Source organism: Roseovarius indicus (assembly GCF_008728195.1).
In the GTDB taxonomy this organism is placed as follows: domain Bacteria; phylum Pseudomonadota; class Alphaproteobacteria; order Rhodobacterales; family Rhodobacteraceae; genus Roseovarius; species Roseovarius indicus.
This window is the reverse complement of sequence record NZ_CP031598.1, coordinates 2594387-2610266: the sequence shown is the minus strand read 5'-3', so window position 1 is coordinate 2610266 and position 15880 is coordinate 2594387. Positions and strand designations below refer to the sequence as shown.

General features: G+C 63.7%; 14 protein-coding genes. 4 read left to right on the top strand and 10 right to left on the bottom strand.

Features of this window, described 5'->3' with window-relative positions; translation table 11 throughout:
• Positions 1-2 precede the first annotated feature (2 nt).
• From gltX to RIdsm_RS12225, 3 genes are all read left to right on the top strand, one after another.
• Entirely contained in the window at positions 3-1412 is a 1410-nt protein-coding gene (gene gltX, locus RIdsm_RS12235; protein ID WP_057816640.1) for a glutamate--tRNA ligase, read from the top strand.
• Between the two features lie 74 nt (positions 1413-1486).
• Positions 1487-2782 (top strand): citrate synthase, encoded by a 1296-nt coding sequence (gltA, locus tag RIdsm_RS12230; protein ID WP_057816639.1) that lies wholly within the window; start codon positions 1487-1489, stop codon positions 2780-2782.
• Between the two features lie 276 nt (positions 2783-3058).
• On the top strand, positions 3059-3328 hold the full coding sequence (locus tag RIdsm_RS12225) for a hypothetical protein (protein WP_057816638.1): 270 nt from the start codon (positions 3059-3061) through the stop codon (positions 3326-3328).
• A 6-nt stretch (positions 3329-3334) separates the two neighbouring features.
• Here RIdsm_RS12225 and RIdsm_RS12220 read toward each other — a convergent pair whose 3' ends face one another.
• The 10 genes from RIdsm_RS12220 to RIdsm_RS12175 all read right to left on the bottom strand — a co-directional run bounded on the left by RIdsm_RS12220 (position 3335) and on the right by RIdsm_RS12175 (position 14699).
• Positions 3335-4114 (bottom strand): enoyl-CoA hydratase-related protein, encoded by a 780-nt coding sequence (locus RIdsm_RS12220; RefSeq protein WP_057816637.1) that lies wholly within the window; start codon positions 4112-4114, stop codon positions 3335-3337.
• 72 nt (positions 4115-4186) lie between these two features.
• A complete protein-coding gene (locus RIdsm_RS12215) occupies positions 4187-4639 on the bottom strand; it encodes a cytochrome c-type biogenesis protein (RefSeq protein WP_057816636.1) in 453 nt (150 codons plus the stop codon).
• The gene (locus tag RIdsm_RS12210) at positions 4636-6603 is read right to left on the bottom strand and encodes a heme lyase CcmF/NrfE family subunit (protein WP_057816635.1); all 1968 of its coding nucleotides are present in this window, start codon (positions 6601-6603) and stop codon (positions 4636-4638) included. Before RIdsm_RS12210 ends, RIdsm_RS12215 begins: the two co-directional genes overlap by 4 nt.
• A gap of 58 nt (positions 6604-6661) precedes the next feature.
• The gene (locus RIdsm_RS12205; RefSeq protein ID WP_143100355.1) at positions 6662-7255 is read right to left on the bottom strand and encodes a holin family protein; all 594 of its coding nucleotides are present in this window, start codon (positions 7253-7255) and stop codon (positions 6662-6664) included.
• Positions 7246-7857 (bottom strand): holin-associated N-acetylmuramidase, encoded by a 612-nt coding sequence (locus RIdsm_RS12200; protein WP_057816634.1) that lies wholly within the window; start codon positions 7855-7857, stop codon positions 7246-7248. Before RIdsm_RS12200 ends, RIdsm_RS12205 begins: the two co-directional genes overlap by 10 nt.
• Before the next feature lie 59 nt (positions 7858-7916).
• Positions 7917-8363, bottom strand: coding sequence for a cytochrome c maturation protein CcmE (gene ccmE, locus RIdsm_RS12195; protein WP_057816633.1), 447 nt, complete (start codon positions 8361-8363; stop codon positions 7917-7919).
• Between the two features lie 18 nt (positions 8364-8381).
• Positions 8382-9410 carry an N-acetyl-gamma-glutamyl-phosphate reductase gene (gene argC, locus RIdsm_RS12190; RefSeq protein WP_057816632.1) on the bottom strand — a complete coding sequence of 343 codons (1029 nt, stop codon included), beginning with the start codon at positions 9408-9410 and terminating at the stop codon, positions 8382-8384.
• Between the two features lie 73 nt (positions 9411-9483).
• Positions 9484-10308: a glutamate racemase gene (gene murI, locus RIdsm_RS12185; RefSeq protein ID WP_057816631.1), complete on the bottom strand. Its 825-nt coding sequence runs from the start codon at positions 10306-10308 to the stop codon at positions 9484-9486.
• A 27-nt stretch (positions 10309-10335) separates the two neighbouring features.
• Positions 10336-11199, bottom strand: a complete 864-nt coding sequence (locus RIdsm_RS12180; protein ID WP_057816630.1) for a lysophospholipid acyltransferase family protein — start codon at positions 11197-11199, stop codon at positions 10336-10338.
• Positions 11200-11279: 80 nt separating this feature from the next.
• Positions 11280-14699: an indolepyruvate ferredoxin oxidoreductase family protein gene (locus tag RIdsm_RS12175; RefSeq protein WP_057816629.1), complete on the bottom strand. Its 3420-nt coding sequence runs from the start codon at positions 14697-14699 to the stop codon at positions 11280-11282.
• Between the two features lie 170 nt (positions 14700-14869).
• Here RIdsm_RS12175 and RIdsm_RS12170 point away from each other — a divergent pair, with 170 nt between their 5' ends.
• Positions 14870-15775, top strand: coding sequence for a LysR family transcriptional regulator (locus RIdsm_RS12170; RefSeq protein WP_057816628.1), 906 nt, complete (start codon positions 14870-14872; stop codon positions 15773-15775).
• Positions 15776-15880: the final 105 nt, after the last annotated feature.

Sequence of the window (15880 nt, the reverse complement as noted above, 5' to 3'; positions counted from 1 at the left end):
ACATGTCCGAGACAGTCGTCACCCGATTTGCCCCTTCTCCCACCGGCTTTCTGCACATCGGCGGGGCCCGGACGGCGCTGTTCAACTGGCTTTATGCACGCGGGCGTGGCGGCAAGTTCCTGCTCCGGATCGAGGACACCGACCGTGCCCGCTCCACCCCCGAGGCGACGCAGGCCATCCTGGACGGTCTGGAATGGCTTGGCCTGGATCACGATGGCGAGGCCGTCAGCCAGGCCGCCGGTGCCGACCGTCATGCCGAGGTGGCGCGCGAACTTCTGGACAAGGGCGAAGCCTTCAAGTGTTTCTCGACACAGGAGGAAATCGAAGCCTTCCGCGAGGCCGCCCGCGCCGAGGGCCGCTCGACCCTCTTCCGCAGCCCCTGGCGCGACGCCGATCCCTCGACCCACCCGGATGCGCCCTATGTCATCCGCATCAAGGCCCCGCGCGACGGCAGCACCGTCATCCGCGACGAGGTTCAGGGCGACGTCACCATCCGCAACGACCAGCTCGACGACATGGTCCTGTTACGCAGCGATGGCACACCGGTTTACATGCTGGCCGTCGCCGTGGATGATCATGACATGGGTGTCACGCACGTGATCCGGGGGGATGACCACCTCAACAACGCCGCCCGGCAGATGATGATCTACCAGGCGATGGGCTGGCCCCTGCCCGTCTACGCCCATATTCCGCTGATCCACGGCCCCGACGGCAAGAAGCTGTCGAAACGCCACGGCGCGCTCGGCGTCGAGGAGTATCAGCGCATGGGCTACCCGGCCGCGGGCATGCGCAACTACCTCGCCCGCCTGGGCTGGAGCCACGGCGACGACGAGTTCTTCACCGATGCGCAGGCGCAGGACTGGTTCGACCTCAACGGCATCGGCAAATCGCCCGCCCGGTTCGATTTCAAGAAGCTCGACAACCTCAGCGGCCAGCACATCGCCGCATCCGACGATGCTGCGCTGCTGCATGAGCTTCAGGCCTACCTTGCGGTCACCGGCGAGCCGCCCTTGCCTGACGCAAAGACAGCCTTGCTCGCCGCGGGCATGTATTGTCTCAAGGAGCGGGCCAAGACGTTTCCGGAACTCCTTGAAAAGGCAGAATTTATCTTGGCGGATCGGCCAATCGAGCCTGACGAGAAGGCGGCGAAGAACCTCGACGATGTATCCCGTGGTATACTGGCCCAATTGACGCCGCATCTGCAAAATGCTACTTGGACCCGTGAGGAATTGGAGGCTGCCGCCATGCAGTTCGCCGAGTCCATTGATACCAAATTCGGCAAGCTGGCGGGCCCGATGCGGGCCGCACTGGCCGGCCGGGCTGCGACACCTAGCGTGTTCGATATGATGCTCGTGCTGGGACGAGAGGAATCCCTCGCCCGGCTCGGGGATGCCGCCTGCGAGAAAGGTTGACCTCTCGAAAGGCCAGATGAAAGAAACCTGCCCGACTGCGAATTTCCGCGCGGGCGCGAAGAGGGAGTACCCCTATGGCTGACAGTAACAAATCCGCGACGCTGACGATCGACGGTACCGACTACGAACTGCCGATCCTATCGCCAACCGCCGGCCCCGACGTAATCGACATCCGCAAGCTCTATGGGCAGGCGGGCGTGTTCACCTACGACCCGGGCTTCACCTCGACCGCAAGCTGCGACAGCACCATCACCTTCATCGACGGTGGCAAGGGCGAGCTGCTTCACCGCGGCTATCCCATCGACCAGCTGGCGGAAAAATCTCATTTCCTCGAAGTCTGCTACCTGCTGCTTTACGGCGAACTGCCCTCGGCGGCCCAGCTCGAGGATTTCGAGGATCGTGTGACCAACCACACCATGCTGCATGAACAGATGCACTTCCTGTTCCGCGGTTACCGCCGGGATGCGCACCCGATGGCGATCATGGTGGGCGTGGTCGGGGCCCTGTCGGCCTTCTACCACGACTCGACCGACATCAACGACCCGTGGCAGCGCGAGGTCGCCTCGATCCGTCTGATCGCCAAGATGCCGACGATCGCGGCGATGGCCTACAAGTATTCCATCGGCCAGCCCTTCGTGTACCCGCGCAACGATATCGACTACGCGTCGAACTTCCTGCGCATGTGCTTTGCCGTTCCGGCCGAAGATTACGAGGTGAACCCGATCCTGAGCCGCGCGATGGACCGGATCTTCACCCTCCATGCCGATCACGAACAGAACGCCTCGACCTCGACCGTGCGTCTGGCCTCCTCCTCGGGCGCCAACCCCTTCGCCTGTATCGCGGCGGGCATCGCCTGTCTCTGGGGCCCGGCCCATGGCGGCGCCAACCAGGCCTGTCTCGAAATGCTGCGCGAGATCGGCTCGGTCGACAAGATCCCCGAATACATCGCCCGCGCCAAGGACAAGAACGACGAGTTCCGCCTGATGGGCTTCGGCCACCGGGTCTACAAGAACTTCGATCCGCGCGCCAAGGTGATGAAACAGTCGGCCGACGAAGTGCTCGACCTGCTCGGCATCGAGGACAACCCGACCCTCCAGGTCGCCAAGGAGCTCGAGAAGGCCGCACTGGAAGACGATTACTTCGTCGACAAGAAGCTCTTCCCGAATGTCGACTTCTACTCGGGCATCATCCTCGAGGCGATGGGCTTCCCCACCTCGATGTTCACGCCGATCTTTGCTCTCAGCCGCACGGTCGGCTGGATCTCGCAGTGGAAGGAAATGATCGCCGATCCCCAACTCAAGATCGGCCGCCCGCGCCAGCTCTACCAGGGCGCCACCCTGCGCGACTACGTGGATATCGAAAAGCGCTGAGCCAAGGCGAGACACCATGCATTGCGACCCCGGGCAGGCCCACCCTGCCCGGGGTTTTTCGTGACAGTCCCGTAAAATCCGCGGCATGAAACCGGCCCGGATTTACCATCTGTTTTCCCTCATTCTGCCATACGGCCTCGGTAGACAGGCGGAATGCAGAAAATGACCTATCGAGCCACACACACCTCCCCATGGCCCCAAGCGCCCCTGTTGCGCAGGCCTGCGGACCCCGACCGCCCTCAGGCAGAGGCGGTAGCGCCTGCCGGTCACGGCGGCTTGCCAGCCTTTCTGAAGGCCTCCCCGGCACGCGCCGGCTACTGGAGCGAGGATGAAAGCCCGATCTGTATCGAAGGGTTCGACCCGCGCGAACACATCCTGACGCTGGAATTCGAATCCGGCGCAGCCATGCCCGACCTGAGCATAGAAACGGATGAAGACCGCGCCATAAGCGCCTTGCTGGCCAACGGAAAACCGATGGCCGTGCTTCACCTCGAAAGCATGGGCTTCTCGCTCGATCACGTGGCGATCACGCAATCCGACGATTGACGGGGCCTACCGCCCCTCGAAATTCGCCTTCCGCTTCTCCTGGAACGCGACAACGCCTTCCTTGAAGTCTCGCGAATTGCCGCATTCCCCCTGAAGCCGCGCCTCGAGGTCGAGCTGAGCATCGATCCCGTTGCCCCAGCTTTCCCGGATCGCCTGTTTCAGGTTGCGATAGGCCGCTGTCGGCCCCTTGGCCAGATGCTCGGCCCGGGCGCGCCAATGCGCGTCGAACTCCGCATCGGGCACCGCCTCCCAGATCATGCCCCACTGGTCTGCCTCGCGCGCGGTGATCGGCTCTGCAAACAGCGCCGCTCCCATCGCCTTGGCCGCCCCCATCTGGCGCGGCAGCCAGAACGTACCGCCGGCATCGGGGATCAGGCCGATCCGCGTAAAGGCCTGCAGGAAATAGGCGCTTTCCGTGGCAATCACCACGTCCGCCACCAGCGCAAGGTTTGCCCCCGCGCCCGCGGCCGGCCCGTTCACGGCGGCGATGGTCGGCACCGGGCAGTCGCTGATCGCCTTGAGCATGGGCACGTATTCGTCCCGCAGAACGCGTTCGAGATCGAGGGCGGCGGCATTGCCACTGTCCGAAAGATCCTGCCCCGAACAGAAGGCCTTGCCATTGCCCGTCAGCACGACCACCCGCGCCTCCTGCCCGGCAAAACGCACCCCATCGGCCACCTCGGCCCGCATCTGCGTGCTGAGCGCGTTCATCCGGTCGGGCCGGTCAAGCCGCAGAACGGCAATATCGTCCTCGATTTCAAGAGAAATGGTTTCGTACTGTTTCACCTGGCCCGCCTTTCCTGTCTCACGTCAAAGGTCTAGCCGGAAAACCCGGTGCGGGCCAAGCCCGACGATGCGTCATTCCTTCATGATCTCCCGCAGGCGCGCCTGTTCCTCGTCGGTCAGCGTCGCCTCGGCTTCCTGCGTGGCCGTCGAGCGGCGGCGCACGAAGACGAACCCGATGCCCGCGCCCAGCAACAGCATCGCCGGCCCTGCCAGCCAGAGCACCAGGTTCGAGCCGCCGGCGCGCGGCTTCAACAGCACGTATTCCCCGTAGCGGTCGACGATGTAATCGACGACCTCCTCGTTGCTGTCCCCGGCCAGCAGACGCTCCCGCACGAGCACGCGAAGATCCCCTGCCAGTTCGGCGTTCGAATCGTCGATGCTCTCGTTGCGGCAGACAAGACAGCGCAGGCCCGAGGATATTTCCCGGGCCCGCGCCTCCAGCTCCGGATCATCCAGCATTTCGTCCGGCTGAACGGCAAAGAGCGGCCCCGCCAGAACGCACAGAACAAGGATCAGCCGCTTCATTCCGCCGGCACTCCCTGTGCCTTCGTCCGCCGCGCGCCCGCGGCCACGCGATACCGCCTATCAGACAACGACAACGCCCCGCCAAGCGCCATCAGGATGGCGCCGCCCCAGATCCAGTTGGCCAGCGGCTTGTAATAGGTCCGCACGGCCCAGCCACCACCCGACTGCGGATCGCCGATCACAACGTAGACATCGCGCAGGAACCCGTTATCGAGCGCAGCCTCGGTCGTCGGCATCCCCGCGACGGGGTAAACGCGCTTCTCCGGATGCATGCTGGCAATCTCGCTGCCATCCTTGGCCAGCGTGAAATCCCCAGTCGTCGAACGATAATTCGGCCCTTCGACCCGGCGCACATCATCCAGTGTCAGGGTAAAGCCCGCCACTTCGAAGCTCTCGCCTTCCTGAACCACGCGGATATCCTCGACCTGCCACGCCGTCATCGCGGCCACACCCGCCATGGTCACGCCAAGCCCGGCATGGGCCACCGTCTTGCCCCAGTCTCCCCGCGGCAGGCGCCGCAGGCGGCCCAGCTTGTCGCCGCTCCGCCCGGTGCGCGACCAGATATCCGTGATCGCGCCGCCGATCAGCCAGGCCGCCAGGAACAGCCCCACGGGCCCGACGGCACTGCGCCCGGTCTGCATGGCCCACGCCAGCGCACCGACGGCCAGCGCCAGCACGAACGCCGGCGCCAGCTTGCGCAGCACACGGCCCATCTGGGCCCGCTTCCACGACAGCATCGCCCCAACGGGCAGGACCAGGCCAAGAACGATCATGAACGGTGTGAAGGCCATGTTGAAGAACGGCGCCCCGACCGACAGCTTCCGGTCAAAGAACATCTCGGCAATCAGCGGCCAGATCGTGCCCACGAACACCACGAAGGCCGCAACGCCCAGCAAAAGGTTGTTCACCACCAACACCGACTCGCGGCTCACCAGCCCGAACACGCCCTTCGACTGCATCACGTTGGCTCGCGCGGCAAACAGCGTCAGCCCCAGCATCATGAACCCGGCCAGGATCATCAGCAGGAACACGCCCCGCTCCGGGTCAGAGGCGAAGGCATGCACCGAGGTGATCACGCCCGATCGGGTGATGAACGCCCCGATCATCGAGAACCCGAAGGCGATGATCGCCAGCAGGATTGTCCAGCTTTTCAGGCTTTCCCGCTTTTCCACCACCACGGCCGAATGCAGCAGCGCCGCCGCGATCAGCCACGGCATGAAGCTGGCGTTCTCCACCGGGTCCCAGAACCAAAACCCGCCCCAGCCCAGCTCGTAATAGGCCCACCACGAGCCCAGCCCGATTCCGATGGTCAGGAACATCCACGCCGCCAGCGTATAGGGCCGCACCCAACGGCCCCATGCCGCATCGACCCGCCCCTCGATCAGGGCGGCCACGGCAAAGGAGAAGGTCATCGAAAGCCCGACATAGCCGAGGTAGAGGAACGGCGGATGGAACGCGAGGCCCGGATCCTGCAACAGCGGGTTGAGGTCCTGCCCGTCAAACGGCGGCACCGCCATGCGCAGGAACGGGTTCGACGTGAACAGGATGAAGGCGAAGAACGCCGCCCCGATCATCCCCTGCACCGCCAGCACCCGCGCCTTGAGCGTCGGCGGCAATTCCTGCCCGAACCAGGCGGCAAAAAAGCCGAACAGCGTGACGATCAGCACCCACAGCAGCATCGAGCCCTCGTGGTTCCCCCAAACGCCGGTGATCTTGTAAAGCATGGGCTTCAGCGAATGGCTGTTCTGCACCACAAGCTGCAACGAAAAGTCCGACGTCACGAAGGCCCACATCAGCGCCAGGAACGATCCGGCCGTCAGCAGGAATTGCAGAATCGCGGCTGGTTCTGCCGCCGACATCCAGCCGGGCCAGCGCTTGTGCGCGCCGACGAGAGGAACGATGGCCTGAAAGCACGCCACGAAGAAGGCGAGGATCAGGGCGAAATGGCCAAGTTCTGTAATCATGGGCCATGTATAGAATCCCGCGCCCCTTGGGCCAATCACAATCGGGGCGCGGGCCGTATCACATTGTCGCGGGGGCCGGCGCGGCACTCCGCCGCCACGCATCCAGAGCCGGGTTCTCGCCCTCGATCACTGTCTCGAGCGTCAGCCGCGCATCCGGGCCCGTCCCTGCCACCCCGGGCGTGTCCGCCTCAAGCCGGCGCAGCGCGGCGATGTTGTCCACCACCTGCGGCGTGCGTGCCATCACCCCCGCCAGCGAGCGCTGGAAATCCTGCCCCTTCGCCTGGTGCCGCGCCCCGAAATAGAAGCTGACAATCGCCCCCAGCAGCCACCACATCGGCTCGGGCACCAGCGCAATTCCCTGCATTCGTTCGGAAAACCAGACCGGGTTCGTCATCGCCGAAACGAACAACGCCAGCGTGCCAAGCGCCATCGCCGGGCGCGGCACGCGGTTCAGCCCGTCGATCACCCTGTCGAACAGGCCCTTCTTCGGATGCTGGAACTCCGCCGCCAGCTGCGCCAGCGCGGCGCTCTGAATGTCGGCAGCACGTCGGTCGGCGCCATCCGCATTGACCCGGAAGACCTCCGCCGTTTCGGCCACCACGTTGCGCCCATCCCCGAAGAGCATGCCGAACAGGCGACCGATCAGCCCCATGACGCCACCCGCTGGCCGAATTCCGCCTCGGTCATGTGATACCGGGGCGAAATGAACGCCTCGGCCCGCTTGATCCAACCGCCCTTCCCGCCCGAGCGCGTCCTCGCAAATTTGCGCGAAGCCGGCCGACGATCTGCCAGCCGAAAGTAATAGTTGCGCCGGGCAATCCCGTAGGCATCCGCAAGGTGGCTCGGCGCCGCCGCATGAGCTGCCTGCGCCGCGGCAGCCGTCTGCGGCCCGATCACCCCGTCGACCGCAACGTCATGCCCCATCTGCCGCAAAAGCCGCTGCAGGATCTTGACCGCATTCCCACCCGCATTGACATACATGTCGAAGACCGAGGCCTGCAGCACGCCGGGCAAATCCCCGATGCCGGGCCTGCGAAAGTAGTGCTCGATAAAGATCGCCTGGGCCTGGTCTTGCGTCAGCGCTTTCACATCGCCCACCCCGACCCGGCCATCGCCGTCAAGATCCAGCCCCAGCCGCCGCATCGTGTGAATCGTCACGCCATGCTTGGTGGCCCCGCCCGGGTCATCGGGGTCGTTCACGTAGCCGCCTTCGCGGGCCACGATCTCTTTCGCAATGTCTTCAACAGTCTGCATATCCAGCCCTTCCGCCACTTGCTCGCGGAAAGGCTGGTCAGGATTGATTAACGACGGGTTCAGCTACCGTCCGGTGCCTCGTACACGCCCTGTTCCTTCAGGCTGTCGATGACTTCCTTGGGCATGTAATCCTCGTCATGCTTGGCCAAAATCTCCGTCGCCACGAACACCCCATCCTTGTAGGTGCCCGTGCCAACCATGCCCTGGTTCTCGGCAAAGAGGTCAGGCAGCACGCCGGTATAGGTCACCGGCACCACCGCACCGCCATCCGTCACGCTAAAGCGCACCGTCTCGCCCTCGCCCCGCACAAGGCTGCCTTCCTCGACAAGCCCGCCGATCCGGAACACTTCCGTCGGCCCCGGCGGTTCGGCCATGATCTGGCTGGGCGAGCGAAAGAAGTTGATCCCGTCGCGCATCGCATACCCGATCAGCGCGGTCGACACGATCAGCGCCACCGCCGCCACGGCAATGATCTGCACCCTTCTCTTTTTCTTGAGCGATTTCATATCCCTATCACCCGTTCTTCACGGAAACAGCGGGGCCAGCATAAGCCCCTCCGTCTCCTCCAAGCCCAGCATCAGGTTGGCGTTCTGGATGGCCTGCCCGCTCGACCCCTTGGTCAGGTTGTCAAGCGCACCCACCACGATGGCGCGGCCCGGCAACCGGTCCGCCACCACGCCGATATGGCAGAAATTGCTGCCCCGCACATGGTGCGTGCTGGGCGTCTCGCCAAACGGCAGCACCTCGATGAACGGCTCCTTCGCGTAGGCATTGGCCAGCGCGGCATATACTGCTTCGGCTTCGCCCTTGACGTAAGCCGTCGCCAGGATACCCCTGTTCGCCGGCATCAGGTGCGGTGTGAACTGAATGCGCACATCCCGCCCCGCAATCGCCGAAAACTCCTGGTCGAACTCGCCCAGGTGCCGGTGCGTCCCACCCACGGCATAGGCGTTGTACCCTTCCGACAACTCGGCATGCAGCAGGTTTTCCTTCGGGCTCCGCCCTGCCCCCGACACCCCGCATTTCAGGTCGAGGATGATCTCGTCGAGATCGATCACCTTGCCCGCAATCAACGGCCGCAACACGAACTGCCCGGTCGCGGCATTGCACCCCGTCCCGGCCACCAGCCGCGCCTTGGCAATCTCATCGCGGTAGAACTCGGTCAGGCCGTAAACCGCCTCTCCCTGCATTTCCACCGCCGCATGCGGGTTGCCGTACCACTTCTCGTAGGCGTCCGGATCGCGCAGCCGGAAATCCGCCGACAGGTCGACGATCTTCAAATCACGCGGCAGCGCGCTGATCACCTCCTGGCTGGTCTTGTGCGGCAAGGCGCAAAAGCACAGATCGATCCCGGCAAAGTCGATCTCCTCGATCGTCACGAGATCAGGCAGGTCGAGATGGCGCAGATGAGGAAACACCTGTGCCATGCTCTGTCCCGCCTTGGAATTGGCGGCCAGCGCGGCAATCTCCATCCCCGGATGGGTGGCGATCAGCCGGACAAGTTCGGCGCCGGTATATCCGGACGCGCCGAGAATTGCGATTTTCTGGGTCATCGGAAGACCTCACATGCAAATGTTTGAAAGGATGTAAGAGATATGCCCGCCCCCCGCAATGCGGCGACTGGGCTCAGGCCGGTTTCGGGGCCGCCTCGAAACTGATCCTTCGTCGGAGGAACTGCGTCGCCCGGTCCGACACGCGCCCCGGATCCCCGGTGGTCAGGAACCGCGCCGGCAGGTCGTCGCCCCGCATCTCCGGCCGCCGCTCCAGGTAATCCGCAAGGCTCGCGGCCACCAGGTCGGCCTGCGAATAAACAGTCACGTCCTCGCCCAACGCCGCCTGGAACACCTCCTCCATCAGCGGGTAATGCGTACAACCCAGCACCGCCGCCTCCGGATGCGGCATCTTCCGCTTGAGCGCCTCGACATGGCTTTTCACGAGCGCCTCGGCAAGGATCATGTCCCCCTCCTCGATGGCATCCACCACGCCGCCACAGGCCTGCGTCTCGACGTCGACGCCAATCGCCCGGAATGCCAGCTCCCGCTGGAACGCCCGGCTCGACACGGTGGCGGGCGTCGCGAACAGCGCCACATGCTTCACCGCCACTTCCCGCGGCGGGGAATTGTCGCCCCAGTTCCGCTCGGTCAGCGCCTCGATCAGCGGCACGAACACGCCCAGCACCCGCTTGCCCTTGGGCACGCCATCCTCCTGCATCCGCCGCAGCGCAGCGGCCGACGCCGTGTTGCAGGCCAGCACGACAAGGTTGCACCCCATGTCCCACAGCGTTTCGACATGCGCTTTCGTCAGGTGATAGACATCATCGGCATCGCGCACGCCATAAGGCGCATGCGCATTGTCACCAAGATAGATGAAATTCACGTCGGGCAGCCGTTTGCTGACCGCATCCAGCACGGTCAGGCCGCCCAGCCCGCTGTCGAAAATACCAACCGTCATTCGCCTGCAGCCCGCGCGGGGCGTCCCTCATTCGAACTCGAAGCCGAGATCGTTGGGATTGATCGGCCTCGGGCTAAGCTCATACGTCTTCTGCCGCAGGAACGCCATGAGGGATTTCGAATCTTTCGCCCGCGCGTCAAGCGCGTCACGGCCAATCGGCTCGCCCACCACCACGCGCACCGACGTATCGACGCGCTTGCTGAACTCCTTGATCAGCAGGCCCATGCGCAGCGTGTAATGCAGGTGACTGGCAAGCTGGAACAGGCGGCTCGTATGCCCGTCGAAGAACACCGGTACTACGGTCGCATTGCTGCGCCCCACAAGCCGCGCGGTGAAATTGCGCCACGACGGGTCGAGCGGCTGCGCAAACGGCTTGGCCGCCGTCGACACCGTGCCGCCCGGAAAGATCCCGATCGCGCCGCCCTGGCCCAGATATTCATGCGCCACCCGCCGCGTCTGAAGGTTCAGCGCCATCGCCTCCTTCGTCTCGTCGAAATCGATCGGCAGGATGATCCGGTTCAGGTCTTCGGCCTTGCGAAACACGTGATGCGCCAGAATACGGAAATCCGGCCGCGTCTGGCTCAGGATATGCCCCATCATCAGCCCGTCGAGGATACCGTAGGGATGGTTCGCGATCAGAACCAGCGGTCCCTCGCGCGGGATGTTGGCAAGGCTCCCGCCAGTCACGTCCAGCGTCAGCCCATAGCGCTCCACCATGACCTGCCAGAAGTCGCGCCCCTCGGCCACTTCCCGTTCATACCCCTCCGCCCGCTTGATCAGGCGGATGCGGCCGGTCAGGTTCTCCATCGTCCGGATCATCGCCCGGCCGCCCCGGGTTTGGGCGGAATATGAATAGCTTATGTCACGGGCAATGTGACGGTCGTGCCGCATGGTCCCAGTCCTGTTCGATTCGAGCGCCTAGGCTGTGTTTTAGACGGTTCTGAACAGTCTTGGTGAAGCTTTCGTGACAATCACTGTGCCGCTTTCGACATCTCCTCGCCACCCGCGCGGATCACCGCCAGAAGCTCCTCGCGCCGCTTGGCCGCCTTGGTCTCGTTGGCCTGTTTCACATGCCCGAACCCGCGGATCGACAGAGGCAGCTCGGCCAGCGCGACAATCGCATCATGCGTCTTGGCATCCAGCTTCGGCAGCACCTCGGCCATGTCGGCCTCGTACTGCTTGATCAAGCCGCGCTCCATCCGGCGCTCGGCGGAATAACCGAAGATATCCAGCGGCGTTCCGCGCAGCGCCTTCAGCTTGGGCAGCACCCGCAGCGGCTTCTCCAGCCACGGCCCGAACTCGCGCTTCTTCGGCTTTCCATCCGGCCCCTTCCCGCCAAGGATCGGCGGCGCAAGGTGGAAGGTCATCCTGAAGTCGCCGTCGAACTCTTCCTTCGCCTTGTCGCGGCTCTTCAGAAGCAGGCGCGCCACCTCGTACTCGTCCTTGTAGGACAGCAGCTTGTGATAGCCCTTGGCCACGGCCTCCTTCACCGCGGCGTCCGAGATGTCGTCGACCAGCTTGCGATACCGCTTGGCCAGCCCCTTGCCTTGGTAGGCAACAAGGTGATCCTCCCGATACGCGATCCGCTCTTCCAGCGATTTCGGCATCTCCACCACGTTCGGCTCGATCATCTTCCCGGCCTCTTCCGGGAAGGCGGCGGCCCAGCGGCCAATCTCGAACGCCCGCAGGTTGGCATCCACCGCCGCCCCGTTCAGCCGGATCGCCTCCTCGATCGCCTCAAGGCTCACAGGGATCGTCCCCCGCTGCCACGTGGCCCCGAACACCATCATGTTCGAATAGATCGAGTCGCCCATCGTGGCCTGCGCAAGCTCAGTCGTATCAATGAGTTGCACGTCGTCCTTCAACTTGGCCTTCAACGAAAGCTCCAGCCGGTCCGACGGAATCTGGAACTCCGTATTCCGCGTGAACTCACCGGTGATGATCTCGTGGCTGTTGACCACGCCCCCGGTGCGCCCGCCCTTGGTCAGGCCCAGCGTCTTCGCCCCGGCACTGACCACAAGGTCCCCGCCGATCAGCGCATCCGCCTCGCCGGTCGCCACGCGGATCGCGCTGATATCGCTCGGCTTCTCGGCAATCCGGCAGTGGATATGCACCGCGCCCCCCTTCTGGGCGAGGCCCGCCATCTCCATCATGCCCGCGCCCTTGCCGTCGATCTGCGCGGCCTGCGCCAGCACGGCACCGATGGTCACGGCACCCGTGCCGCCCACGCCGGTGATCACCACGTTATGCGTCCGCTTGATCTGCGGCAGCGTCGGCATCGGCAACTCCGGCAGCTTCAGCTCGGTCGCCGCCTCCTTGCGAATCTTCGCGCCCTCCAGCGTCACGAAGGACGGGCAGAACCCTTTCAGACAGCTGAAATCCTTGTTGCAGGCCGACTGGTCGATCGCCCGCTTGCGGCCAAGCTCGGTCTCTTCCGGCACGATCGCCACGCAGTTCGATTTCACCCCGCAATCGCCGCAGCCCTCGCAGATGTCGGTGTTGATGAACACCCGCTTGTCCGGATCCGGGAAGTTGCCCCGCTTGCGCCGCCGCCGCTTTTCGGCGGCACAGGTTTGGATGTAAATGATGGCCGATACACCCTTGATATCCTTGAACTTCTCCTGAACCTGCGGCAACTCCTCCCGCTCATGCCAGGTCAAGCCTTTCGGAAACGGCGCCCGGTCCGGCTCTTCCTTCTCGTCATAGACGACGGCCACGTGCTCGACACCCATCGCCTGCAATTCCCGCGCAATCCGATCCGGCCCAAGCCCGCCCTCGTTGGTCTGGCCACCGGTCATCGCCACGGCATCGTTGTAAAGGATCTTGTAGGTGATGTTCGTCCCCGCCGCGAGCGCCGCGCGAATGGCCAGGATACCCGAGTGGTTATACGTCCCGTCCCCAAGGTTCTGGAACACGTGCCCGGTTTTCGAGAACTTCTCCTCCCCGATCCAGTTGGCCCCCTCGGCCCCCATATGGGTATAGCCGCTGGTCTCCCGGTCCATCCACAGCGCCATGATGTGACAGCCGATCCCGGCATAGGCCCGGCTCCCCTCGGGCACCCGGGTCGAGGTGTTGTGCGGGCACCCGGCACAGAAATACGGCAGCCGCGCCGCGATATCCTCGGCGTTGTCGGCCTTGCGCGACTCGGCAATCTCGGCCAGCCCGGCTTTCACCCGGTCGGTCCCGCGCCCCTCCTCGATCAGGATGTCGCCGATCTTCTCGGCAATCATGATCGGATCGAGCGCCATGCGTGTCGGGAACAGCTCTTCGGTATGCATGCCCCCGGCACCGCCCTTGTACCAACCATAGACACGCCGGCCCCGCCTGTCGTCGAAAATCGCCTCCTTGATCTGAATCTCGATCAGCTTGCGCTTTTCTTCCACCACCACGATCAGCTCCAGCCCCTCGGCCCAGTCGTGGAACCCCTTCATGTCCATGGGAAAGGTCTGGCCCACCTTGTAGGTGGTAATCCCCAGCCGCTCCGCCTCGGCCTCGTCGATGCCCAGCAGATCGAGCGCGTGCACCAGGTCGAGCCAGTTCTTGCCTGCCGCGACAAAGCCTATCTTCGCCCCCGGCTTACCCCACATGCGCTTGTCGATTTTGTTCGCATGTGCAAAGGCTTCGGCGGCGAACCTCTTGTGATCGATCATCCGCGCTTCCTGCGGAATCCAATGATCGCCCAGCCGGATATTCAGCCCATCGTCGGGCAGATCGATGTCAGGGATAACGAATTGCTGCCGATCGGGCCGCGCATCCACGACGCTCGTCACCTCGACCGTGTCCTTCATCGTCTTCAACCCGCACCAGACGCCCGCGAACCGCGACATCGCAAAGCCGTACAGTCCGAAATCGAGGATTTCCTGCACCCCCGCCGGCGACAGCACCGGCATGTAGGCGTCTACCAGCGCCCAGTCCGACTGGTGGCACACGGTCGAGCTTTCGCCGGTGTGGTCATCCCCCATCGCCATGAGCACGCCGCCATGCTTCGAGGTGCCGGCCATGTTGGCATGCCGCATCACGTCGCCCGAGCGGTCAACCCCCGGCCCCTTGCCGTACCAAAGGCCAAAGACACCGTCATACTTGCCCTCGCCCCGCATCTCGGCCTGCTGGGTGCCCCACAGCGCGGTGGCGGCAAGGTCCTCGTTCAGCCCCGGCTGAAAGGTCACCTGCGATTCCGCCAGGATCTTCTCCGCCCGCGTCATCTGCATGTCGACCGCTCCAAGCGGCGACCCCCGATACCCGATCACGTAACCGGCGGTATTCAACCCCGCTTCCTTGTCGCGCGCGGCCTGCATCAGCATCAAGCGCACCAGCGCCTGCGTGCCGTTCAGCAGGACCGGGGATTTCGTTAGGTCGAAACGGTCGTTCAGACTGATCTTCTGCTTGCTCATGGCGGGCCTCCCGGGTGGGTTGATCCTGATGTTGAAATATAGGGCAATATTAGGTCATAAATAGTGACCTATCAAACAATATTTAGGAAATGATCACCTGTCGGTGTCTATACTGGCCCCGGTTTTCTGCTATTTCGTCCCCGGGGACGAAGGGTAACGAAAGTAATACGATGGATTGGGACAAACTCAGAATCTTTCATGCAGTGGCCGATGCAGGCAGCCTTACCCATGCCGGTGATCAGCTTCATCTCTCGCAATCCGCCATCTCCCGGCAGATCCGCGCGCTCGAGGATTCGCTGAATGCCACCTTGTTTCACCGCCATGCGCGCGGCCTGATTCTGACCGAACAGGGCGAGCTTCTGTTCGACGCCACCAAGGCCATGATGCGCCGCCTCGACACCGCCACCGCCCGCATCCGCGACAGCGAGGAAGAGGTGTTCGGCGAATTGCGCGTGACCACCACCATCGGTTTCGGCACACTCTGGCTGGCCCCCCGCCTGCCCAAGCTGTTCGCGAAATACCCCGAACTCAACATCGACCTCATGCTCGAGGAACAGGTGCTCGACCTGCCGATGCGCGAGGCCGATGTCGCCATCCGCATGAAGGAACCCAGCCAGGCCGATCTCATCCGCAAACGGCTGATGAGTGTCCACATGTGCCTTTTCGCCTCACAAGATTACCTCGCCGAAAAGGGCATGCCCGAACGCCCCGAAGACCTGACCAATCACCGCCTGATCTGCCAGAACCCCCGCTCGGCCCAGGTCGGGGCCGGCGCAACGCTGGTTCAGGAGCTGATGACCAACGAAATTCCCGCCCTGCTGACGGTGAACAACTACTACGGCGTGCTTCAGGCGGTGCTGCACAATCTCGGCATCGGCGTCCTGCCCGATTACCTGAGTCGCGATTTCACCCAGCTCGAGCGTGTTCTTCCCGATATCCACTCCGTCGAGGTTCCGGTCTTCCTCGCCTACCCGTCCGAACTCAGACAATCTAAACGAATAGCGGCCTTCCGCGATTTCGTGCAGGAGGAGATTATCCTCTACAGAAAAGAAGTTCAAAAACAGGCGGATAGCTGAATTTTTCACCGGTTTATGTGTGAGTTATGCATGCAACACATACCGGCCATGATGCACTTGCAGCATAATTTTCCTTGATCGGCGCCGCCTCAACTCTTAATTGCC